Annotated in this window: 22 protein-coding genes and 1 riboswitch; of the genes, 14 read left to right on the top strand and 8 right to left on the bottom strand. The window is 58.2% G+C overall.

Annotated features, from left to right (window positions below):
- Positions 1-131 precede the first annotated feature (131 nt).
- From RUESEDTHA_RS06845 to cysQ, 4 genes are read right to left on the bottom strand one after another with little or no spacing between them, the layout of a single operon-like run.
- Positions 132-1,166 carry a glycosyltransferase family 2 protein gene (locus RUESEDTHA_RS06845; RefSeq protein WP_255431639.1) on the bottom strand — a complete coding sequence of 345 codons (1,035 nt, stop codon included), beginning with the start codon at positions 1,164-1,166 and terminating at the stop codon, positions 132-134.
- 7 nt (positions 1,167-1,173) lie between these two features.
- Complete coding sequence (galE, locus tag RUESEDTHA_RS06840; RefSeq protein WP_180885538.1) at positions 1,174-2,157, bottom strand: UDP-glucose 4-epimerase GalE; 984 nt, start codon at positions 2,155-2,157, stop codon at positions 1,174-1,176.
- 60 nt (positions 2,158-2,217) lie between these two features.
- Positions 2,218-3,018, bottom strand: a complete 801-nt coding sequence (locus tag RUESEDTHA_RS06835; protein ID WP_180885536.1) for a manno-octulosonate cytidylyltransferase — start codon at positions 3,016-3,018, stop codon at positions 2,218-2,220.
- Entirely contained in the window at positions 3,018-3,815 is a 798-nt protein-coding gene (gene cysQ / locus RUESEDTHA_RS06830) for a 3'(2'),5'-bisphosphate nucleotidase CysQ (protein ID WP_180885533.1), read from the bottom strand. Before cysQ ends, RUESEDTHA_RS06835 begins: the two co-directional genes overlap by 1 nt.
- A gap of 122 nt (positions 3,816-3,937) precedes the next feature.
- On the opposite strand from cysQ, the gene RUESEDTHA_RS06825 reads away from it, so the two are divergent.
- Positions 3,938-4,759, top strand: coding sequence for an ABC transporter permease (locus RUESEDTHA_RS06825; RefSeq protein WP_180885531.1), 822 nt, complete (start codon positions 3,938-3,940; stop codon positions 4,757-4,759).
- Here the strand turns inward: RUESEDTHA_RS06825 and RUESEDTHA_RS06820 are convergent.
- Positions 4,756-5,358, bottom strand: a complete 603-nt coding sequence (locus tag RUESEDTHA_RS06820; RefSeq protein ID WP_180885528.1) for an alpha-ketoglutarate-dependent dioxygenase AlkB — start codon at positions 5,356-5,358, stop codon at positions 4,756-4,758. The genes RUESEDTHA_RS06825 and RUESEDTHA_RS06820 overlap by 4 nt on opposite strands.
- Before the next feature lie 212 nt (positions 5,359-5,570).
- Between RUESEDTHA_RS06820 and dnaK the strand changes: the two genes are divergently transcribed.
- The 13 genes from dnaK to radC all read left to right on the top strand — a co-directional run bounded on the left by dnaK (position 5,571) and on the right by radC (position 17,176).
- Entirely contained in the window at positions 5,571-7,478 is a 1,908-nt protein-coding gene (gene dnaK, locus RUESEDTHA_RS06815) for a molecular chaperone DnaK (protein WP_171212102.1), read from the top strand.
- Between the two features lie 74 nt (positions 7,479-7,552).
- Positions 7,553-8,704: a molecular chaperone DnaJ gene (dnaJ, locus tag RUESEDTHA_RS06810; RefSeq protein ID WP_180885526.1), complete on the top strand. Its 1,152-nt coding sequence runs from the start codon at positions 7,553-7,555 to the stop codon at positions 8,702-8,704.
- 173 nt (positions 8,705-8,877) lie between these two features.
- Positions 8,878-8,984, top strand: a riboswitch (TPP riboswitch).
- Positions 8,985-9,031: 47 nt separating this feature from the next.
- On the top strand, positions 9,032-9,835 hold the full coding sequence (gene thiD / locus RUESEDTHA_RS06805; RefSeq protein WP_180885523.1) for a bifunctional hydroxymethylpyrimidine kinase/phosphomethylpyrimidine kinase: 804 nt from the start codon (positions 9,032-9,034) through the stop codon (positions 9,833-9,835).
- Positions 9,832-10,809, top strand: a complete 978-nt coding sequence (locus tag RUESEDTHA_RS06800) for an FAD-dependent oxidoreductase (RefSeq protein WP_180885520.1) — start codon at positions 9,832-9,834, stop codon at positions 10,807-10,809. Before thiD ends, RUESEDTHA_RS06800 begins: the two co-directional genes overlap by 4 nt.
- Positions 10,793-10,987 (top strand): sulfur carrier protein ThiS, encoded by a 195-nt coding sequence (gene thiS, locus RUESEDTHA_RS06795; protein WP_171123862.1) that lies wholly within the window; start codon positions 10,793-10,795, stop codon positions 10,985-10,987. Before RUESEDTHA_RS06800 ends, thiS begins: the two co-directional genes overlap by 17 nt.
- A gap of 2 nt (positions 10,988-10,989) precedes the next feature.
- A complete protein-coding gene (locus RUESEDTHA_RS06790) occupies positions 10,990-11,754 on the top strand; it encodes a thiazole synthase (RefSeq protein WP_180885517.1) in 765 nt (254 codons plus the stop codon).
- Positions 11,751-12,347 (top strand): thiamine phosphate synthase, encoded by a 597-nt coding sequence (locus tag RUESEDTHA_RS06785; protein WP_180885513.1) that lies wholly within the window; start codon positions 11,751-11,753, stop codon positions 12,345-12,347. Before RUESEDTHA_RS06790 ends, RUESEDTHA_RS06785 begins: the two co-directional genes overlap by 4 nt.
- Entirely contained in the window at positions 12,344-13,306 is a 963-nt protein-coding gene (locus tag RUESEDTHA_RS06780; protein ID WP_180885510.1) for a HesA/MoeB/ThiF family protein, read from the top strand. The genes RUESEDTHA_RS06785 and RUESEDTHA_RS06780 overlap by 4 nt, the downstream gene beginning before the upstream one ends.
- Positions 13,307-13,325: 19 nt before the next feature.
- On the top strand, positions 13,326-14,261 hold the full coding sequence (locus RUESEDTHA_RS06775; protein ID WP_180885508.1) for an ABC transporter substrate-binding protein: 936 nt from the start codon (positions 13,326-13,328) through the stop codon (positions 14,259-14,261).
- Positions 14,258-14,932, top strand: a complete 675-nt coding sequence (gene tenA / locus RUESEDTHA_RS06770; RefSeq protein ID WP_180885506.1) for a thiaminase II — start codon at positions 14,258-14,260, stop codon at positions 14,930-14,932. The genes RUESEDTHA_RS06775 and tenA overlap by 4 nt, the downstream gene beginning before the upstream one ends.
- Positions 14,929-15,654, top strand: coding sequence for an ABC transporter ATP-binding protein (locus RUESEDTHA_RS06765; RefSeq protein ID WP_180885504.1), 726 nt, complete (start codon positions 14,929-14,931; stop codon positions 15,652-15,654). The genes tenA and RUESEDTHA_RS06765 overlap by 4 nt, the downstream gene beginning before the upstream one ends.
- A complete protein-coding gene (locus tag RUESEDTHA_RS06760) occupies positions 15,651-16,385 on the top strand; it encodes an ABC transporter permease (RefSeq protein ID WP_180885502.1) in 735 nt (244 codons plus the stop codon). The genes RUESEDTHA_RS06765 and RUESEDTHA_RS06760 overlap by 4 nt, the downstream gene beginning before the upstream one ends.
- A 35-nt stretch (positions 16,386-16,420) precedes the next feature.
- Positions 16,421-17,176: a DNA repair protein RadC gene (radC, locus tag RUESEDTHA_RS06755; RefSeq protein WP_180885941.1), complete on the top strand. Its 756-nt coding sequence runs from the start codon at positions 16,421-16,423 to the stop codon at positions 17,174-17,176.
- Positions 17,177-17,179: 3 nt separating this feature from the next.
- Here radC and RUESEDTHA_RS06750 read toward each other — a convergent pair whose 3' ends face one another.
- The 3 genes from RUESEDTHA_RS06750 to secA form a co-directional block, all read right to left on the bottom strand.
- Entirely contained in the window at positions 17,180-18,736 is a 1,557-nt protein-coding gene (locus RUESEDTHA_RS06750; RefSeq protein WP_180885500.1) for a phosphate ABC transporter substrate-binding/OmpA family protein, read from the bottom strand.
- A 23-nt stretch (positions 18,737-18,759) separates the two neighbouring features.
- Positions 18,760-19,677 (bottom strand): hypothetical protein, encoded by a 918-nt coding sequence (locus tag RUESEDTHA_RS06745; protein ID WP_180885498.1) that lies wholly within the window; start codon positions 19,675-19,677, stop codon positions 18,760-18,762.
- A 100-nt stretch (positions 19,678-19,777) separates the two neighbouring features.
- Positions 19,778-22,495, bottom strand: coding sequence for a preprotein translocase subunit SecA (gene secA / locus RUESEDTHA_RS06740; protein WP_180885496.1), 2,718 nt, complete (start codon positions 22,493-22,495; stop codon positions 19,778-19,780).
- Positions 22,496-22,543 lie beyond the last annotated feature (48 nt).

Raw genomic sequence — 22,543 nt, 5'->3', positions numbered from 1 at the left:
CTTTTTGATATACGCGAGCATACCCGGGGCCTGGATCAGCCAGAGTGGTGCCGGGTCATTATCGGGTTATGCCACTTTTCCATCTATCGAGGCAACGCATTTACAAGCCGTTAGCCGAAGAGGCCGAATTTTCATTCAATATTGCCCATCAGCCCAAGCTGCTGCAGTTGCCTCCAGCCTGTGTAACGCTCCGACTGAGGTGTCCACATTAAGGGGCGATTAATTATCCCGTCATAATAGTCCGCGAACTGATCGGGGTTGTGGAAATGCTGTCGCCGGGTTTTCTCGACCTTCGATTTCTCGATCACCTCGGGCAGAAACTTGGTGTGCAGCAAAACGCCCGACGGCCTGCTGTCCCCCGGACCGTCATAGGCCGCGTTCAATTTTCGCGGTAAGGCCGAATGGCACGAATTTACAAAGGCATACCGCCGGGACCACCGAACCAGAGGAAGCTTGTTCAACGTTGGGGACTGTCGCGGCGTGTCGGCAAAGAACATTCGTTCGCGGGCCCCGCCTTGAACCCATAGATTTCCCAGAGGAGACTGCCGTATTACGCGGTAAGGACCGGGGTCAAACCAGCTCAGAACGGCAGTTGGGTCAGTGTCGGGTTCATATCCCTGAACCCCTAGCGGGTCTTTGGGATAAAGGTCCAGCATCAACGCGCCAAAGGCGTTGCGGCCTTGTCGGTCCAGAAGGGACGTCAGATCGCGCAGCGATCGCGTATCATGCTCTGGGTAAATCAACAGCTCATCGGCATCTACCATCAGCGTCCAGTGCCCATGCCCATGCCGCATCTGTAGCCATGTCAGCCAGTCCAGCCCGTACCGCGCATCGCGATAGCTGTCGTGTGTCTGCCACAGCGACACGTCCGGCTGGTTGCGAAGAAAGGCGACCGTTCCATCATCGCTGCCGTTATCCACAATCAGGAACTGATCCACACCCAAGGCACGGTAGTGCCGTAGAAACCAGGGCAGGCGGGTAATCTCGTTCCGAAGGGTGGTAAAGGCCAGAATGTCGCCCGGTTTGATAGCGCGGGTTCGATCCTGTAGCGGGGTCAGCTGATGGCGGCTGCGAAATGATCTCCACAGCAGCCGCCGTCGTTTCAGGCGCAACCGGTACTTCTGCACCCATGACAGGGGCGGCAGAGTATCCTCGGTACCGGTCACAGGGAGCTCATTTCTCGTAATGGCCGTTTTGGTGCCAGCGCCATGCATCCGCGATCATAGTCTCTAACGTAGATCTATTCGGTGCCCAGCCAAGTTCATCACCGGCGCGCACCGACCCCGAAACCAGCTTGGTGCAGTCTCCGGCCCGGCGCGGCCCCACGGAATAGGGCACGTCGCGATTGGTGACGGACTTGGAGTGTCCGATAACCTCCATCACGGAAAAACCACTGCCTGTCCCAAGGTTGAACACGCGGCTGCCCTTGTTCTGTTCCAGCCAGTTCAGACCCAGAACATGCGCATCGACCAGATCGCAGACGTGGACATAGTCGCGGATGCAGGTCCCGTCCGGCGTGTCATAATCGGTGCCAAACACCGTCAGGCCGTCGCGCTTGCCGTCGATGGCATCCAGCATCAGCGGGATTAGATGTGTCTCGGGGCGGTGGAATTCGCCAACTTCACCGTCAGGGTCCGCGCCCGCCACGTTGAAATACCGGAAAATCACGTGGTTCAGACCATGCGCCGCCTGAAAGTCGCGCAAAATGTCTTCGATCGCCCGTTTGGATGCGCCATACGCGTTAAGCGGTTCCTGCGGTGTGTTTTCGTCCAGCACGACATTGTCGTGTTCGCCATAGGTAGCGCAGGTCGACGAAAACACGAAGTTCAGGCACCCGGCGGCAACGGCGGCCTCGATCAGAGACAGCGATCCGGTGACATTGTTGGTCCAGTATTTGCCCGGTTCCGACATCGCCTCACCCACCTGGCTGAGGGCCGCGAAATGCATCACGGCGGCGGGCTGGTATTTGGCGAAAACCTCGTCTAGCCGGGCGCGGTCCAATAGGTCGCCTTGTTCAAATGGGCCAAATTTAACAGCGTCCTGCCAACCGGTAATCAGGTTGTCAAAGGTCACAGGCGTGTATCCTGCTTGCGACAACGCTTTGCAGGCATGCGACCCGATGTAGCCGGCACCGCCGGTCACAAGAATATTAGTCATTTAATAGTCCAATTTGTCTTGCCGCCCAAAAAGGTCGGTTACTTGTGATAAACACTGCGGTCAGTCCAGCCCCATGGTGGCCATCATCTGTTCCAGTTTCGGCACGTCCTGCGGGTTGTTCAGTTCCCAGAACTGACGACCCTTGGCTTCAACCTCGACGCAAAGAACCTTGCGCCCGTTTTCCATGAAGCGTAGTTGTTCCAGACCTTCCAATTGTTCCAGCGGGCCAACGGGCCATGTGGGGTAAGCGGCCAGAGCATCAGGACGATAGGCATAAACGCCGACGTGGTGAAAAACTGGGGTGTCGTCCGCCGGCGCATAGGTCTGGGCGGTATAGGGAACCACTTCTTTCGAAAAATACATGGCGCTGTGATCTGCGGCGAAGACGGCGGTCGTGCCGCCGACGCGCCCGTTCTTGCGATCATTCAGAAGGCTGTTAAGCGCATCGCCATCACAGCGCAGAACCGGTGTGGCGACACCTGCATCTGGTGCGTCGCGTAGCCCTTCGATCAGGTCTTCGACGAACCAATGCGGGGTCAGCGGTGCGTCGCCCTGCAAGTTGACCACGATGTCAAAGCCCATGCCCAGATTGGCGTGGGTTTCGGCGCAGCGTTCGGTCCCATTGCCACAGGATTCCGAGGTCATGACAACCTCGGCCCCGAATTCTTCGGCGGCGTCACGGATGCGGTCGTCATCGGTGGCAACAACCACCTTGTCCACACCGGATACGGAACCGGCTGCGCGCCATGACCGTTCAATCAGGGTCATTGCTTTGCCGCTTGCGCCGGTCAGGGGAACCAGGGGTTTGCCCGGATAGCGGGTCGAGGCATAGCGGGCGGGAATGGCGATCAGAACGGACATCAGGCCTCCTTCAGGTCAACACCCGGAGCGTAAGCGATGAAGAACGGGTTTGCATAGCCGTCCTTGCCGTAGGTCAGTGGTGTATGATCGTCAAAGCGGACCACATTACCGCCAGCGCCTGCCAGAACGGCGTGACCTGCGGCTGTGTCCCACTCCATCGTGCGGCCGACGCGGGGGTACAGATCGGCCTCACCCGTTGCCACCAGACAGAATTTCAGCGATGAGCCGGCGCTTTTGCTGTCCTGCACCTGATACTTATTGATGTAATCCTCGGTCGCCTGATCCCGGTGTGATTTCGAAGCCACGATCAAAAGTGCGGAATTGTCCGGTTTAGAGACTGAAATCGAAGTCGTTTCGCCGATATTGTCCTTATCAAGCGCGCCGGTTTCCTCAACCGATTGTCCGTTAGGCTGCGTGTAGAACATGCGCCCTTTGGCTGGGGCATAAACAACGCCATGGGTCGGCGTGCCATTTTCAACAAGTGCGATGTTCACGGTGAAATCGCCTCGGCGGTTGATGAATTCCTTGGTCCCGTCCAATGGGTCGACGATCAGGAACGTGTCGCCTTTTTCCGAGTGCGAGTCTGCCTGTTCCTCGGTTACCAGCAGAATATCCGGGAAAGCGTCGCGCAAACCCGCCGAGATCAGGACGTCTGCGGCCTCATCTGCTTCGGTCACTGGGCTGGAGTCGGATTTGACCTTCACGTCGAAATCATCCGAATTATAGATTTCCATGATTTTGTCGCCAGCTTCCAAAGCCAATCGGCGGATGACGGGGATAAGGGCGTCGTAAGTCACAAAAATGCTCCGTTCCTGTGATTTGTTGATTGAATATTCTGCCGGCCTTATGATGTGCCAGTTACGGATCGGCAAGAATTTCGTGGCAATTTAGAAGCGATTGGGCAGGAAACGACGCACGCGTGTTTTATTTTAAGCGAAATCAGACTCTTTTGGGTGGCGCGTTCACAACGGCTGAACTCGTGTTTCACGCTGTCGTGCGCAACATCCGCGCGGGTCATTCCAACGCAATTATCGCAATTGTTAAGAATATCATTCAGGTTCTGGCACTGGTCACCGTCTTTTATCTGATCATGTCCTTCCTTGGGACCCGTGTTGCCAAGGTTCGGGGTGAGTTCATCCTGTTTCTGCTCTCAGGCATCTTTTTGTTCATCACACATGTCAAAGCGGTTGGTGCTGTGTCCGGTGTTGGTACCGGCGACAACCCGATGATGCTGCATTCACCGATGAACATGATGGTGGTTCTGCTGGCTGCCGCGTTTGGAACGCTTTACACGCAAATGGTATCCATTTTCGTGATCCTATTCGGGTACGTGGTTCTTGTTGCCCCGTTGGAGATTCAAGATCCAGGCGGTGCGTTCTACATGCTGATATTGGCCTGGTTTACGGGGTGCTCTGTAGGTGTGGTATTCATGGCCCTGAAGCCGTGGTTTCCAACGACTTCGACGATTCTGAGCACGATTTATCGCAGATTGAACATGGTCTTTTCGGGAAAGATGTTCGTGGCAAACGCGCTGGGCGGTTTTATGTTGACGATGTTTGCGTGGAACCCGTTGTTTCATATCATCGACCAGTGCCGCGGATTTGTGTTTCGGAACTATTTTCCGCGTAATACCAACTGGGAATATCCAATCTGGGTTGGCTTGACGTTATTGCTGATCGGCCTGCTGGGAATATTCTACACGCGCCAGCAAATCTCGCAGAGTTGGAACGCGCGCCGCTAACTGGCCACGCGCAGGGTCAGGTTGATCCGTCCGCTTTTCGGCAACAGCTTGGATGACCCGAACCGGATGCGATCCACGCCGTGATAGGTCAGGCGCGCAGGGCCACCCATAATCACGACATCGCCCGAGTTCAGCCAGATCGACTCGGTCTTGCCGCCTCGGGTGTTGTTGCCAATGCGGAACAAGGCGTCATCACCAAGCGAAATTGACAGAACCGGCCAGGAAAAATCTGCTTCGTCCTTGTCCTGATGCAGCCCCATTCGGGCATCTTCGCCGTAATAGTTGATCAGGCAGCAATCGGGGTCACGTTCCGCGCTGGCCAGATCGCGCCAGACAGCAAGAATGGGTTCGGGGATTGACGGCCAACTGACCCCTTTGGGATGCTGCGACTGATACCTGTAGCCCGCGCGATCTGTCACCCAGCCCAACGATCCGGCCGAGGTCATACGAACGGACATTTCCTTGCCCGAGGGCGTAACAGGCCGGAACAAAGGCGCGGATTTCAGAACCGGGCGCAATACTTCGACCAGCCCTGTTTGTTCAGTGCTGTCCAGATAGGCTTTTCTGATGTCGAAATCGCGCAAAACCAGCCGCGCCATCGCAGAATCCTCAATCCTTGCCAAAACCTTGCGAAAAAAGGCCACAAAATCCCCAAAACCTGCGATTTACACCGCTTGCAGGCTTTTGGTCCCGCCCTTATATACGCCGGGACGCGTGATGGTGTAGAGCTATTGCGCAAATCAGATCGGGGGCGGGTGCCATAACGGGTCCGGACCTCGGACATCGCCTTGAAGAGAAAGGGATTGAACATATGAGTAAAGTAATCGGGATTGACCTCGGAACCACCAACTCGTGCGTGGCCATCATGGACGGCTCGCAGCCGAAGGTCATCGAAAACGCCGAAGGGGCGCGGACCACGCCCTCGATCGTCGCCTTCACCGAAGATGAGCGACTGGTCGGTCAGCCTGCAAAACGTCAGGCGGTCACCAACCCCGACAACACGATCTTTGGCGTCAAGCGTCTGATCGGCCGTCGTGTGGATGATGCAGAAGTCGAAAAAGACAAGAAGATGGTGCCGTATGCCATCGTCAATGGCGGCAATGGTGACGCTTGGGTTGAAGCCCGTGGTGAAAAGTACTCCCCAAGCCAGATCTCAGCCTTCACTCTGGGCAAGATGAAGGAAACCGCAGAAAGCTATCTGGGTGAGGAAGTCACGCAGGCCGTTATCACCGTTCCGGCCTATTTCAACGACGCTCAGCGTCAGGCGACCAAAGACGCAGGTAAAATCGCCGGTCTGGAAGTGCTGCGGATCATCAACGAACCGACGGCTGCTGCGCTGGCCTATGGTCTGGATAAAGAAGAAACCCAAACCATCGCGGTTTATGACCTTGGCGGCGGTACCTTCGACGTGACCATTCTGGAAATCGACGACGGCCTGTTCGAGGTCAAATCGACCAATGGCGATACCTTCCTGGGTGGTGAAGACTTTGACATGCGCATCGTCAACTACCTGGCGGATGAGTTCAAAAAGGAACACGGCGTCGATCTGTCCAGCGACAAAATGGCCCTACAGCGCCTGAAAGAAGCCGCTGAGAAAGCCAAGATCGAGCTCAGCTCGACCTCGCAGACCGAGATCAACCAGCCGTTCATCTCGATGGGTGCAAACGGCCAGCCGCTGCACATGGTCATGAAACTGACGCGTGCCAAGCTGGAATCGCTGGTGGGCGATCTGATCAAGAAGTCGATGAAGCCTTGCGCGGCCGCACTGAAAGATGCGGGTCTGTCGGCTGGCGATGTGGATGAGGTTGTTCTGGTCGGTGGTATGACCCGGATGCCGAAAGTGATCGAAGAGGTCACCAAGTTCTTCGGTAAAGAGCCGCACAAAGGCGTGAACCCGGACGAAGTTGTTGCCATGGGCGCTGCCATTCAGGCAGGTGTTTTGCAGGGCGACGTAAAAGACGTGGTTCTGCTGGATGTGACCCCGCTGTCGCTGGGTATTGAAACGCTGGGTGGCGTGTTCACCCGCCTGATCGACCGCAACACGACCATCCCGACGAAAAAGTCTCAGGTCTTCTCGACCGCCGAGGACAACCAGAACGCCGTGACCATTCGCGTGTTCCAGGGTGAGCGTGAAATGGCTGCGGACAATAAGATTCTGGGCCAGTTCAACCTGGAAGATATCCCGCCCGCACCGCGCGGTATGCCTCAGATCGAGGTGACTTTTGACATCGACGCCAACGGCATTGTCTCGGTTTCGGCCAAAGACAAAGGCACCGGCAAAGAGCAAAAGATCACTATCCAGGCTTCGGGCGGTCTTTCCGACGCGGACATCGAAAAGATGGTCAAGGACGCCGAGGAAAATGCCGAGGCCGACAAGGAACGCCGCGAGCTGGTGGACGCCAAGAACCAGGCGGAAAGCCTCATCCATTCGACCGAGAAGTCGATGGAAGAGCATGCCGACAAGGTCGACCCGACCACCATCGAAGCGATCGAGCTGGCGATTGCCGCGCTGAAAGACGAGCTGGAAACCGAGAATGCCGACAAGATCAAGTCGGGCATCCAGAATGTCACCGAAGCGGCCATGAAGCTGGGTGAGGCCATCTACAAGGCGCAAGCCGAAGAAGGTGAGGATGAGCCTGCAGCGGCAGACGCAGCGCCGGGCGATGATGATATTGTCGACGCCGAGTTCGAAGATCTGGACGACGACAAGCGTAACTAACGGGTAACCGGGCCAATTCGGGCCGGTCCGGTTGTCGGGCCGGCCCGATTACGTTGAGGCAGAAGGAAATACTGATGTCAAAACGCGACTACTATGATGTGCTCGGCGTATCAAAGGGCGCATCAGCGGACGAGATCAAGAAAGGCTTTCGCAAGAAAGCCAAGGAATTGCATCCCGACCGCAACAAGGACAACCCGGATGCCGAGGCGCAGTTCAAGGAAGCGAACGAAGCCTATGACGTTCTGCGCGATGCCGAGAAAAAGGCCGCCTATGATCGCTTTGGCCATGCCGCGTTTGAAAACGGCATGGGTGGTGGTGGCCGTCCCGGTGGTGGGTTTGGTCAGGGCGACTTTTCCAGTGCCTTTTCTGACGTATTTGACGACCTGTTTGGCGATTTCATGGGTGGTCAGCGTGGCGGGGCTGGTGGTGGCCGCCGTGCCGCGCGTGGATCAGACCTTCGCTACAACCTGCGCGTGACGCTGGAAGAGGCGTTCTCGGGGCTTCAGAAAACCATCAATGTCCCCGCTGCGGTTGCCTGTTCTGCTTGTGACGGTTCGGGTGCGGAAAGTGGCGTCGAGCCTACGACCTGCCCCACCTGTTCCGGCATGGGCAAGGTCCGCGCGCAACAGGGCTTTTTCACGGTTGAACGGTCTTGCCCGACCTGTTCGGGCCTCGGCCAGATCATAAAGAACCCCTGTAAATCCTGCGGCGGCGCAGGTCGCGTCGAAAAAGAGCGCGCATTGTCCGTGAACATCCCTGCCGGTGTTGAAACCGGCACTCGCATTCGTCTGGCAGGCGAGGGTGAGGCCGGGATGCGTGGTGGCCCTCCTGGTGATCTCTATATCTTTGTCGAGGTTTCGGACCACAAACTGTTCGAACGTGACAGCGTAAACCTTTATTGCCGCGTACCGGTCAGCATGGCAAAGGCTGCGCTGGGTGGGTCGATCGAAGTGCCGACGATCGACGGTGGCCGTGGTCGCGTGCAGATTCCGGCTGGAAGTCAGTCGGGCCGACAGATGCGTCTACGCAGCAAGGGTATGCCTGCGCTGCGTGGTGGCGGTGTCGGCGATATGTTCATCGAATTGGCGGTGGAAACACCGGTGAACTTGACCAGCCGTCAGAAAGAGCTTTTGAAAGAGTTCGACGACTTGGGCGAAGACAATCATCCCGAATCCAAAAGCTTCTTCTCTTCCGTGAAATCGTTCTGGGACGGGATGAAGAGCTGAAGCCTTCAGTCAGGGGGCTCTGCCCCCGCCGCCCATTCGGGCGACTCCCCCGGGATATTTTTAGCCAGATGAAGCAGGGGATCCGTTCTTCATCTGGCCAGAAATATCCCGGAGCGCGAGGCAGAGCCTCGCAGAATCCTCTTGATTAATCCGACCGCGCCTGAGATGTTCTGCGCCAACCGTTGGGGTGCCCTGATCATGGGGCTGAGAGGTGCAAATGCGCCAACCCATCGAACCTGATCCGGGCAATGCCGGCGGAGGGAACGGTCGTACAGTTTACTGACGTTATCCACGCCACTGTTGCCCCTACTGAACCGGAGCAACCAAATGGTGCCTATTGCATTGACAATTGCGGGATCGGACAGCGGTGGCGGGGCTGGAATACAGGCCGACCTGAAGGCGATGTCGGCCTTGGGTGTGTTTGGCGCGAGTGTTGTTACGGCGGTTACGGCGCAGAACACCCGTGCGGTCACCGCCGTGCATGGAATACCGCTGGAGGTTATCGCGGCGCAAATTGATGCCGTTCTGACTGATCTGAAGGTTGGTGCCATCAAGATTGGAATGTTGGCGACGCCTGAGATTATCCATACCGTGGCCGACAGCATTGCAGCTTTTGAAGGTCCGATTGTTTTGGATCCCGTGATGATCGCCAAGTCGGGGGATGCCTTGTTGGCGCAGGACGCGGTTCAGACCTTGCGGGATGTACTCTTACCCCGAGCCTCGGTATTGACGCCCAATATGCCGGAAGCTGCGTGTCTGTTGGACTGCACCCTGGCTACGTCGCCTGCGGAAATGGCGGAACAGGGGCGCAGCTTGTGTGAAATGGGGGCAAAGGCCGTATTAATGAAAGGCGGGCATGGTGCCGGGGATACTTGCCACGATATCTTGTTGGACGCTTCGGGCGTTGTTGGCGAATACACGGCCCCCCGTCTCGATACTCGCAACACACACGGCACCGGTTGCACGTTGTCGTCGTCGATTGCAGCAGGATTGGCCAAAGGTCTGGCGCTGCCCGATGCGGTCGCGCAGGCGCATGAGTATCTTCAGGGGGCAATCGCCAAAGCGGATGAGCTGAATATCGGAGAGGGCCATGGGCCGGTTCATCACTTTCATCGGGTATGGACGGCGTGACGCTATGGTCGGTCATAGGGGCCGGTGTTGCCGGTTTAACCATCGCCAGCGAGCTTGTGTCGCGTGGCGCGAAGGTGCAGGTTTTTGACCCCGGTGGACCTCCGGGTGCGCATGGATGTTCATGGTGGGCCGGTGGTATGTTGGCCCCTTGGTGCGAGTATGAAAATGCCGAGGAGCCAGTGCTGCGCCTAGGGCAAGGCGCTTTGGACTGGTGGGGCACGCGCACCGTGGTACATCGGTGCGGTACTCTGGTTGTTGCCAATTCAAGAGATTTGCCTGATCTGCGCCGGTTCTCGCGTCGGACGCATGGATTTAAGGACGTCGATCAGCCAGAAATAGCCGAATTAGAGCCTGATTTAATGGGATTTCCTAAGGGTCTGTTTTTTTCGAACGAGGCGCATCTGGATCCGCGTCGTGCGCTGCTGGACCTGTATCAGCAGTTGCAATCAGAGGGTGTGGTATTTCATCAGAAACTTGCCCCATCTGGTTTGAAAAACACCATTGATTGTCGAGGTTTGCACGCGCGCGAGACATTGCATGATCTTCGCGGGGTTAAGGGCGAGATGTTGGTGATCCGGTGTCCCGACGTTACTCTGACCCGACCTGTGCGCCTGTTGCACCCGCGGATGCCGCTTTACATCGTGCCGCGCGGCAATGGCGTCTACATGTTAGGCGCGACAATGATCGAATCTGAGGACAGCAGCCGCATCACCGCGCGGTCCATGTTGGAATTGTTGAGCGCCGCATACGCGCTGAACCCAGCCTTCGGAGAAGCCGAGGTGCTGGAAATCGGGGTCGATTTGCGCCCGGCTTTCCCTGACAACCTGCCACGCATCCGGCGTCGGGGGCATGTGATCTATGCGAACGGCCTGTATCGTCATGGTTACCTGTTGGCCCCGGCACTTGCGCAGGGTGTGGCGGATCTGGCGCTTGAGAACAAACATTCGGAGATGGTCGATGAAGATCGTGCTTAACGGTGAACCGCGTGAGGTGCGTGCCGAAACCTTGTCGGACCTGCTGCTGGAATGTGGGTTTACCGGACGTGTCGCGACGGCGGTGAATGAAGACTTTGTGCCGTCGACCCTACGCGTCGCCCATAAACTGACTGACGGCGACAGGGTCGAAGTTGTCGCGCCGATGCAGGGGGGCTGAAGATGAAGACGTTCTATGGCACCAAGCTGCCGAATCCATTGATGCTGGGGACGGCGCAGTATCCCAGCCCGGCGATGCTAGAGAAGGCATTCAGGGAAAGTAGAGCCGGGGTCGCCACCGTGTCCTTGCGGCGCGAATCCGGTGCCGGGCAGACGTTTTGGCAAATGATCCGCGACCTTGGCGTTTTGGTTCTGCCCAATACTGCTGGCTGTCATACCGTTAAAGAGGCCGTGACTACGGCGCATATGGCGCGCGAGGTGTTTGACACCAAGTGGATCAAACTTGAACTGATAGGCCATACCGACAGCCTACAGCCGGATGTGTTTCAACTGGTCGAGGCGGCCCGCATCCTGACCGACGATGGGTTTCAGGTCTTCCCGTACACCACTGACGATCTGGTTGTGGCGGAACGCCTTTTTGGGGCCGGGTGCGAGGTGTTGATGCCCTGGGGCGCGCCGATTGGGTCAGGCCGCGGGCTGAACAATGAATACGCACTGCGCGCGATGCGGGCTGAATTTGCCGATGTGCCTTTGGTGATTGATGCGGGGATAGGCCTTCCAAGTCACGCGGCACACGCGATGGAACTGGGCTATGATGCCGTGCTTCTCAACACGGCGGTGGCACGGGCGGGAGACCCGGTGGCGATGGCGCGGGCCATGATGTTGGCGATTGAGGCGGGGCAACTGGCGCATGAGGCCGATCCGATCGAGGCGCGCGATATGGCCGAACCTTCGACCCCGGTGATCGGAAAGGCGTTTCTGTCATGACGCTGGACCGTTTTTACCCAATTTTCGATCACTCCGACTGGTTGCGCCGCATGTTGCCGCTGGGCGTCAAACTGGTCCAATTGCGGATCAAGGATCAACCGGATGAGGTGGTGCGGGAACAGATTTCTGTGTCACTTGACCTCTGCCGAGCACACGGCACGGTGCTGGTGGTGAACGACTACTGGCAGGCCGCCATTGATGCGGGGTGTGACTGGATTCATCTGGGTCAGGAGGATTTGGACGACGCTGATCTGAAAACCATACGAAAGGCTGGGTTGAAGCTGGGTGTGTCCACCCATGACGATGATGAGCTGGAGCGTGTTCTGGCGATGAACCCGGACTACGTGGCGCTTGGCCCGGTCTATCCGACGATTCTGAAGAAGATGAAGTGGGAACAGCAGGGTTTGCCGCGCGTAACAGAGTGGAAGGCACGGGTGGGCGACATTCCCCTTGTCGGAATTGGTGGGATGAGCGTTGAACGCGCCGAGGGCGTTCTGCAGGCGGGTGCGGATATCGTTTCGGTTGTGACCGACATCACCTTGAACGACGACCCCGAAGCCCGCGTGCACCAATGGATCGAGGTCACACGATGAGTCGCTACGCGCGTCAAACTCTGTTGCCCGAAGTCGGGACCGAAGGTCAGGCGCGCTTGTCCGACACTCGGGTTCTGGTGATTGGCGCCGGAGGTCTGGCGGCACCGGTTCTTCCCCTACTTGCCGGTGCCGGTATCGGGCAGATCACGATTGTGGATGGTGATACAGTTGCCCTGTCAAACCTGCACCGCCAGACGTTGTTTGCCGAAGCGGATTGCGGGCGACCCAAAGCTGCGGTCGCCGCTGAACGGTGCCGCGCGTTGAATGGCGAGATCAACGTAAGTGCGAATGAACAGGCCCTAACAAGCGAAAACGCAGCCGACTTGGTGGCGCAGGCAGATGTGGTTCTGGATTGTGCTGACAGTTACGCCGCCAGCTATATCCTGTCCGACACGTGTTTTGGCGCGGGAAAACCACTGATCACCGCGTCGGTTCTGGGACTGTCGGGTTATGTCGGTGGGTTCTGCTGCGGTGTCCCGTCGCTGCGCGCTGTGTTCCCGGATGCGCCGGACAATGGGGCAAGCTGCGCATCGGCAGGTGTCTTGGGTCCTGTCGTGGGATTGATCGGTGCGATGCAGGCGCAGATGACGCTGAACCTGATTTTGGGGCTGGATCCCTCGCCGTTGGGTCAGATGGTTCAGTTCGACGCGCGAACCCTGCGCAGTACCACGTTTCGCTTTGACAATGCGCCCGAGCCCGATTGGCATTTCAGATTTGTCTCCCCGGGCGAACTGACCGGGGACGACTTGATCATAGAACTGCGCAGCGAAGAAGAAGCACCGAAGCCCGTGCATCCAAATGCGCAGCGCCTGCCGCTCAGCGTCCTGAAATCAGAGCCTAACAAGAAGAAAACACTGGCTTTGTGCTGCGCCACAGGTTTGCGCGCGTGGCGCGCCGCCGAAGAATTACAACCGGATTGGTCCGGCGAGATTGTCCTCGTCGCGGCCGTAACCTCGTGAACAGAAGGAAACGCGAGACATGAAAAAGCTGATCACAGCCATCGCTCTGTTGGCCGCCGCGCCGGCATGGGCCGAGGACAAGATGACCGTGCTGCTGGACTGGTTCATCAACCCTGATCACGGCCCCATCATCGTCGCACAGGAAAACGGCTATTTCGCGGATGAGGGGCTTAAGGTCGAGATCGTCCCGCCTGCGGACCCGTCTGCGCCTCCGCGTCTGGTTGCTGCGGGTCAGGCGGAATTGGCCGTGTCTTATCAACCGCAACTGCATCTGCAGATCCACGAGGGGCTGCCGCTCAAGCGGGTGGGCACTTTGGTTGCGACGCCGCTCAACTGTCTGTTGGTGCTTGAGGACGGCCCGATCAAATCGCTTGCCGATCTCAAAGGCAAGAAGGTCGGATTCTCGGTCGCAGGCGTGGAAGAGGCGATCCTGACCGCGATGCTGAACGCGCATGGCGTCGCACTGGACGATATCGAGTTGATCAACGTGAACTTCTCGCTGTCGCCGTCGCTGATGACCGGTCAGGTCGACGCGGTTATCGGTGCGTTCCGTAACTTTGAGCTGAACCAGATGGATATCGAAGGCGTCGCAGGCCGTTGCTTCTATATCGAGGAAGAAGGCGTTCCGCCCTATGATGAACTGATCTATGTCGCCAATCCCGACAAGATGAACACCGACATGATCGCCCGTTTTCTGGCAGCGACCGAGAAAGCCACCCAGTACATCGTCAACAACCCCGAAAAAAGCTGGGAAATTTTCGCCGCCACGTCGCCCGAGCTGCAGGACGAGCTGAATGCACGCGCATGGGTCGACACTCTGCCCCGTTTTGCCCTGCGTCCGGCGGGTTTTGACGCTGGCCGTTATGCCCGGTTCGAGGAATTCCTCAAGGACAGCGGCATGATCGACAGCATCAACCCGGTCAGCGACATCACCATCGACGTGACCGCGCAATGAGCGAGTACGGCAAGGCCTTCGCGCTGATGCGCGAGGCGGCGCAAGGGCAGTGGCGGGACTATACCCGCCACGCTTTTGTCGAAGGGCTGAAGGACGGAAGCCTACCGCGTGAAGCGTTCCTGCACTATCTGCGTCAGGACTATGTGTTTCTGATCCACTTCTCCCGTGCCTGGGCCTTGGCGGTGGTGAAATCGGAAACCCATTCCGAGATGCTGACCGCCGTTGGCACTGTGAACGCGCTGGTGGCCGAGGAAATGCAGCTTCATATCGGTATCTGCGAGGCCGAAGGCATCTCGGGCGAGGAACTGTTCGCCACCCCTGAACGTGCAGAGAATCTGGCCTATACGCGGTTCGTGCTCGAGGCGGGCTATAGCGGCGATTTGCTGGATCTGCTGGCGGCCCTAGCGCCTTGCGTGATGGGCTATGGCGAGATCGGAGCGCGTTTGGCGTCCGAGGCCACGTCGGAGACCTATCGCGATTGGATCAACACCTATGCAGGCCCGGACTATCAAGAGGCATGCAAGGCGGTAGGATCTTTGTTGGATCAGGCTCTAACACGACGTATTGGACCGGATTTTGAAACTTCGCCCCGGTGGGACAGGCTGTGCCAGACCTTCCGAACCGCCACGGAACTTGAGGTCAATTTCTGGCAAATGGGCCTGACACCATGATCCCTGCACCCGATCTGACCATAAGCGGCACGGCTACCATTGAGGGAGCGCCGCTGTTCGCGCCGCTTAGCCTGACCCTTGGGTCGGGACAGTGGACCTGTTTGCTGGGGGGGTCGGGTGTTGGAAAGACCACAGTCCTGCGCTTGATCGCAGGGCTAGAAACGGGCGCGGATTTCGAGGGTCAGATTACCGCAAGCGATGATCAGACCGTAGCGGATCGCGTCGCGTATATGGCGCAGGACGATCTGCTGTTGCCGTGGGCGACAGTTGCGCAGAACGTGTCACTCGGCGCACGGCTGCGCGGTGAGACACCCGATATCGAACGCAGGGACCGTTTGATCGAACGGATGCGTCTTCAGGATCACATGGCCAAGAAGCCGTCGGAACTGTCCGGGGGGCAACGCCAGCGGGTCGCGTTGGCGCGAACCCTGATGGAGGATCGGCCCATCGTTCTGCTGGATGAGCCGTTCTCGGCCCTGGATGCGCGTACACGAGCCGATATGCAGGACCTTGCCGCCGATGCGCTGAAGGGCAGGACCGTTCTTTTGGTGACCCACGATCCGGGCGAGGCCGCGCGGCTGGGTCAATCCATTGTGGTGATGACACCGCAGGGGCTGACCTCATGCGATCCGCCAGCCGCGCCTGCGCCGCGCCATGTGGATGATCTGGAAACGCTGGAAACGCAGGGTGCTTTGTTGCGACTGCTGAGAGAGGCGGCATGAAGATCCTGTCGGCCCTTGCTGCAACTGTGTTTGCGCTGGCTATTTGGCAGGCGATCGTTAGCCTGACCGGGTTGCCTAAATTCATCCTGCCCGGCCCGGCATTGGTTGCCGAGACATGGTGGCAGAACCGATGGATTATCGCGGATCACACTTGGATCACGGCGGTTGAGGTGGTGATCGGGCTGGCCTTTGGGACGGTTTTGGGGGTTCTGACCGCCCTGCAACTGGCCAATTCACGCGCGGCGCGGGTGTTGGTGCAGCCGATGCTGGTCTTTACGCAGGCTTTGCCGGTTTTCGCGCTGGCACCTTTGCTGACCCTGTGGCTGGGATACGGATTGTGGTCCAAGGTCGCCATGGCCGTGTTGATCATCTACTTCCCGATCACGTCCTCCTTCTTTGACGGGCTGATGCGGACGCCACAAGGGTATCTGGACCTTGCGCGCACCATGCAGGCCAGCCCCCGCGCCGTGTTGTGGCACATTCGTATACCCGCTGCGCTGCCGTCGCTGGCCTCGGGGATGCGGCTGGCGGCCGTTTATGCTCCGATCGGGGCGGTGATCGGCGAATGGGTCGGGTCCTCGCAAGGGTTGGGTTATCTGATGCTGTTGGCCAATGGGCGCGCCAAAACCGATCTGATGTTTGCTGCGATGCTGACGCTGGGGGTATTTTCCATCCTTTTGCACCTGATTGTCCGACGGGCCACCGCGCGCATGGCGGGTGAGGCGCGTTAACCATTCAGAAACTGATTCTGAGCCAATCTTTGAGTATGACTCAGGATGCCTTTGCCGAAGCCCCCTCATTGTTCGACGTTGACGAAGCCCCGGTGCAACCTTTGCCGACGGGTAAGCTGCCGTCTTATATCAAGGATCACCGCAAGCGGCTGCGCGAACGGTTCATGGCTGGCGGTTCGGCTGCCATGCCGGATTACGAGCTGCTGGAACTGGTCCTTTTCCGCGCGATCCCTCGGCAGGATGTTAAACCCCTGGCGCGTGCCCTCATGGACACATTCGGCGATTTCAACCGCGTTTTGACTGCGCCAGAAGAGCGGTTGCGGCAGATCAAAGGCGTGGGTGATACGGTGATCACCGACCTCAAGATACTCGAAGCGTGCGCCCACCGGATGGCACGGGCGCGGGTGATGCAGCGGCACGTGATTTCCGGCTGGGATGCTTTGCTGGACTATTGCCACACAACCATGGCGCACCGCGAGACTGAACAGTTTCGGGTGTTCTTTCTGGACCGCAAGAATGTGCTGATCGCGGATGAGGAACAAGCCAAGGGCACGGTGGACCATGTGCCAGTCTACCCGCGCGAGGTCGCCAAACGCGCGCTTGAGTTAAACGCCTCGGCCCTGATCCTTGTGCATAACCATCCCTCGGGTGATCCGACGCCGTCGCAATCGGACATCGACATGACAAACCGAATTCAGGATGCGTGCACAGCCTTGGGGCTGACGCTGCACGATCACCTGATCATCGGAAAATCAAATGAGCTGAGTTTCCGCTCCCAAGGGTATCTGTAGCTGTCACTCGACCCAGACCTCGACCCGGCGATTTACTTTGCGGCCCCAATTCGTGTCATCGCAGGCCATTGGCATCGCTTCACCAAATGCATCCACATTCAGTTCGACACTGTCTGGCACTGTGGTCTCAACGGCTGCCAGCACTGCATTGCGAACCGTTTTTGCGCGCAGCAGGGCGATACGTGCATTGCCTGCGGCGGGACCGTCGCCATCGCTGAACCCGACAAAGGTCAGCATGCGCGCATCGAATGCCCCGGATTCAATCTGTTGTGCCAGTTGCCGTATGTTGGACCGCGATTGCGCGTCAGGCCGGGACGATCCCGCCTCAAACCGAAAGGACAGCGATAAGCGTGAGAGGGGACGCAGCGTTTCGATCATGCGCTGCAATTCGTCCAGCCCGACCTCAGGGCCGCCTGACGCTATGGCGTTTGCCAGCCGATCCCCCTGTAACCCGATCTGCATCATTTCAGGGGCTTGATCGACAAAACCAGAGTTTCGGATCTGAAACTGTGCCGCATCGCTTTGGGTATAGGCCAGAAACTGTCTTGCGATCCGGGGTAGGCGGCGGTTGGGCAGATACAGGAACATGGGCGAAGTAAGGGGATAATCCTCAGTCTTGATAGTCTGCCGCGTGGCAGAAAGCGCATGACCGCACCCCCCGGTCAATGGCAGCGCACGGACAGTGTCCAGTTCAGCTTGGCTTGCAAGCCCGACGGCGAACGGGTCTCTTGCCACTTCCCGTACAAGTGCACCGCTATGATAATGTCGAACCACGTTTTCCGACAGGGCGGCATCTGATGGCACAAACAACTGGTCCTCGGCAATTTGGGCCAGTCCTGACCCGGCACTAGGCAAATGGGTTGAGATCGGCGCATCCGGCCCCCCCAATTCGGCCCAGTTCATAATCTCTCCGGCAAAAACCCGAACCAGATCGGTGGGGGAAATCTGCCGCACGGGATTATCCATTGCAACGATCGGGACCAGCGCGTCCAATGCCACGACACGCGACCGGCGAACATGGGTCAAGTCACCCAGACCGGCCGCCTCTGCCGTGGTTTGCTCATCATCGCGCACTTCGCGCAGGGCCATAACAATGTCGGTCTCATTGTTGGTCAGATCGACAAAACCCTGCCCTGTGTTGCTTGCTCTGAAAAAGAACCGCCCCAGCGGTGCATTCCGACCCGTTTTCTGTAGCTCGATCACGAGGTTGCCAGACCCGGACTCTTGAGATGTGGCCAGCAACCCCTCTTGCCGGGCGAAACCTGCGATCAGCGCCGGCAGAACCTTTTCGGCCATCACAGACGATCCTGAGAAACGCACCTCTGCCACGAAATCGGTCAGACTGGGACACGCCGGACCATCACACGTGACGCCTGATCCATCGACAGTCAGTGTTCCGAACGGGGTGTCCACCCGATAGAATTCACCATCAAAGCCAAGCAGATTGCCGACAACCTCAACCTTGCCGTCGTGGGATGTCAGGGTGATGTCCTGCGCGGACACGTTTGTGGATAGCGTCAGCAAAATAAGTGCAGCGACCGCCACACGAAGAAAGGTCATAAGAAGATCGAGCCTGCCTGCGTTTAGTTTGCGGCGATTGTCAGGTCTTCGATCAGATTATTCAACACAAGAAACTCACCCGTTTGGGTGCAATTCGGCAGGTTGAGCGTCATCTCGCGCGATGTCAGCCGGCGATCCGAGCGCAATTCGAAGGACTGCACGCTCAGATCGCGGTCGCAGTTGGCGTCTGTCACTTCGGCTTCGACCGTCAGGGCAATTGATCCTGACTGGCTGACCTGAGCGGCTGGAAAGGAATACACTTCGACATTGCGTGCGCTTTCCAAACCGGAATGGCCAAGAGTAACGACATTGCCCGCGCCCTGCGCATTCGGATCAGAGGAAACATGACCTGCGCCGCCATAGCTTGCCCCAAATTCAAGGGCATGGATTTGCAGATCGGTCTTGCCCGTCCACTGAAGGGCAATCCGGTTGTATTGGTTCAGGTCCGGGACATGCGTGGTAGCGACCGTGCCATTCTGATCGTCCACCGAGATCAGAAAGATTGCATATTCGGACAACGCTGGAAGCGTCAGCTCCATCCGCCCTTTTTCGTCGGTCATCTGCGTCACGGTCAGACCACTGTGCAGCACTTCAACCCGATGATTGGGGTGACAGGGAGCCCTGACAGTCAGCGCGGCGGCTGCACCAGGAACCGCACGGGCCCGCGCGCTGAGTTTGCAATCCATCGGTTCTGAGGGGGCTGAACGGTTGGGTTGCAGGGATTTTCTGGTTTGGGTCGCGTCCGTGGCTGGAGTCGAGGAGGTCAGAACAATATCCTCCAGCCCGGCGATGATCGAAGCCTGGTCTGTCATTGCGGTCGCATTGACAACGGTCTGCGTGCCGTTCGGCTGCGCAGGTGATCCATTCTGCATCAGGTAACCGATCGCAAGGGCACAGGCGACCGTGCCTCCGGTGGTCACGTAGTTCTTAATTACAAACAAGACACCCTCCCCAGTTGAAGGAGCGAGTCGCATACTGGAGATGAATCACGGCCAATATGTGGCCGTGAAACGGAGTCATTGTGTCTGAATTACGTCGGCGTCAGGTCAGGCGACCGTGGCAATGCTTGAATTTTTTCCCTGATCCGCAGGGGCATCTGTCGTTGCGCGACGGGTTGCCCCATGTGCTTGGATCATCTTCGACAAAGCCAGGGCGCGCATCACCCGAGGCTTCTGCCTCGGCCTCTGCTTCGGCCTGATCCACCGCCTGATCGACGGCTTGTTGTGCCTGTGCCTGCTGTGCCTGCATTTGCGCCAACATCTCGCGCTGTTCTTCGTCGGTCAGCGGTCGGACGCGCGACAATTGCTGAGTTACAGTTTCCCGCAGACTGTCCAACATGCCTTCGAACAACTGGAAGCTTTCGTTCTTGTATTCGTTCAGCGGGTCGCGCTGGGCGTAACCGCGGAATCCCACGACCGAGCGCAGATGCTCCAGCGTCAGCAGATGCTCGCGCCACTTGCTGTCGATTGTGTTCAGCAACACCTGCTTTTCGATGTTGCGCATGTTCTCGGGGCCAAAGGCTGCGGCCTTTTGGGCCATCATCTCGTCCGAGGCATTGACCAGGCGTTCGCGCACCAGTTCGTCATCTACGCCTTCTTCGGCTGCCCAGTCCTGCACGGGGGCGTCGATGGTCAGCTTGTCTTTGACCGCCTCATGAAGACCCTCGGTGTCCCACTGATCGGCGTAGGATTTCGGGGGCATGTATTCGTCGATCAGGTCGTCAATCACCTGTTCCCGCATGTCAGACACGATTTCGGACAGGTCATCCGACGACATAATCTCGCGCCGCTGGCTAAAGACCACCTTACGCTGGTCGTTCATGACGTCGTCGAATTTCAGGACGTTCTTGCGCATGTCGAAGTTGCGCCCTTCGACCTTGGACTGCGCGCGTTCCAGCGATTTGTTCACCCAAGGGTGAATGATCGCCTCGCCTTCCTTCATGCCCAGTGTGTGCAGGACCTTATCCAGACGTTCCGATCCGAAGATGCGCATCAGGTCATCCTCAAGGCTCAGGTAGAACACGGTGCGGCCCGGATCACCCTGTCGGCCGGAACGGCCGCGCAGCTGGTTGTCGATGCGGCGGCTTTCGTGGCGTTCGGACGCCATGACATAAAGACCACCTGCAGCCAGAACCTTATCTTTCTCTTCTGCGTGGCGGGATTCCTCGGCAGAGCGAAGCTCGGCAGGGTCGGCCTCGGGATTTTCAGCAAGCGCCTGCAGGACCTTCATCTCGACATTGCCGCCAAGCTGGATGTCGGTGCCGCGGCCCGCCATGTTAGTGGCGATGGTGACGGCGCCGAACCGGCCTGCATCGGCGACGATCTGCGCCTCTTGCTCGTGCTGGCGCGCGTTCAGGACGTTGTGCTCGACACCTTCTTTGGTCAGCATCTGGCTCAGAAGTTCGGATTTTTCGATCGAGGTGGTGCCCAGAAGGACGGGTTGCCCGCGTTCCTGCGCTTCCTTTGTTTCCTGGATCATCGCGCCGTATTTTTCACCGGCGGTGCGATAAACCTGATCGTCTTCATCCGCACGGGCGATCGGCTTGTTGGTCGGAACCTCGACCACGCCCAGACCGTAAATTTCCTGAAATTCTTCGGCCTCTGTCAGCGCGGTGCCGGTCATGCCGCCCAGCTTGTCATACAGACGGAAATAGTTCTGGAAGGTCACGCTGGCCAGCGTCACGTTCTCCGGCTGAATAGGCACGCCTTCCTTGGCTTCGATGGCCTGATGCAGACCTTCTGACAGACGGCGGCCCGGCATCATACGGCCGGTGAATTCGTCGATCAGAACCACGTTGCCATCACGCACGATGTAATCCTTGTCGCGCGTGAACAGCTTGTGCGCGCGCAGGCCCTGATTCACATGGTGAACAACTGTGGTGCTTTCGGGATCATACAGTGAATGGCCTTCGGGGATCAGTCCGCCGGCGATCAGTTGCTGCTCGAGGAACTCGTTGCCCTCATCCGTAAAGGTCACGCTGCGGGATTTTTCGTCCAACGAGAAGTGGTCGTCCTGCAAGGACGGGATCAGCGCATCAATCGTGGTATAAAGCTCGGACCGGTCCTGCGACGGGCCCGAGATGATCAGCGGCGTCCGAGCCTCGTCAATCAGGATCGAGTCAACTTCGTCCACGATCGCAAAGTTGTGGTGGACCTGATAAATCTCGGCCAGGTCGGCCTTCATATTGTCGCGCAGATAGTCAAAGCCCAGTTCGTTGTTGGTGGCGTAGGTCACGTCACAGGCATAGGCGGCTTTTTTCTCGGCATCGGGCTGGCCCGACCAGATAACACCAGTGGTCATGCCGACAGCGCCGAACACCTTGCCCATCCATTCCGAGTCGCGCTTGGCTAGGTATTCGTTCACCGTTACAACATGAACGCCCTTGCCGGTCAGCGCGTTCAGATAAGCGGGGAAGGTGGCGACCAGCGTCTTGCCCTCACCCGTTTTCATTTCCGAGATGTTGCCCTGATGCAGGAAGACCCCGCCCATCAACTGCACGTCGAACGCGCGCAGACCCAAGGCGCGCTTGGCCCCTTCGCGGACATTGGCAAAGGCTTCGGGTAGAAGGGCATCCAGGCTCTCGCCGTCCAGCGCGCGTTTACGCAGCTCGGCAGTCTTTTCGATCAGACCCTCATCGGACAATTTCTCGAACTCGGGCTCCAGCGCGTTGATCTGTTCGATCAGCGGGCGGGTCGCCTTGATCTTGCGGTCGTTCGGTGTTCCGAACACCTTTTTGGCGAGCGTTCCGAGTCCCAGCATGTTCACTCCAGCGGATCTGTTCTTGTCTTGGTTGCGACAGGCTTGCCC

It is taken from the genome of Ruegeria sp. THAF57 (genome assembly GCF_903914075.1).
Taxonomy (GTDB): Bacteria; Pseudomonadota; Alphaproteobacteria; order Rhodobacterales; family Rhodobacteraceae; genus Ruegeria.
This window is presented reverse-complemented; position numbering and strand designations above follow the sequence as displayed.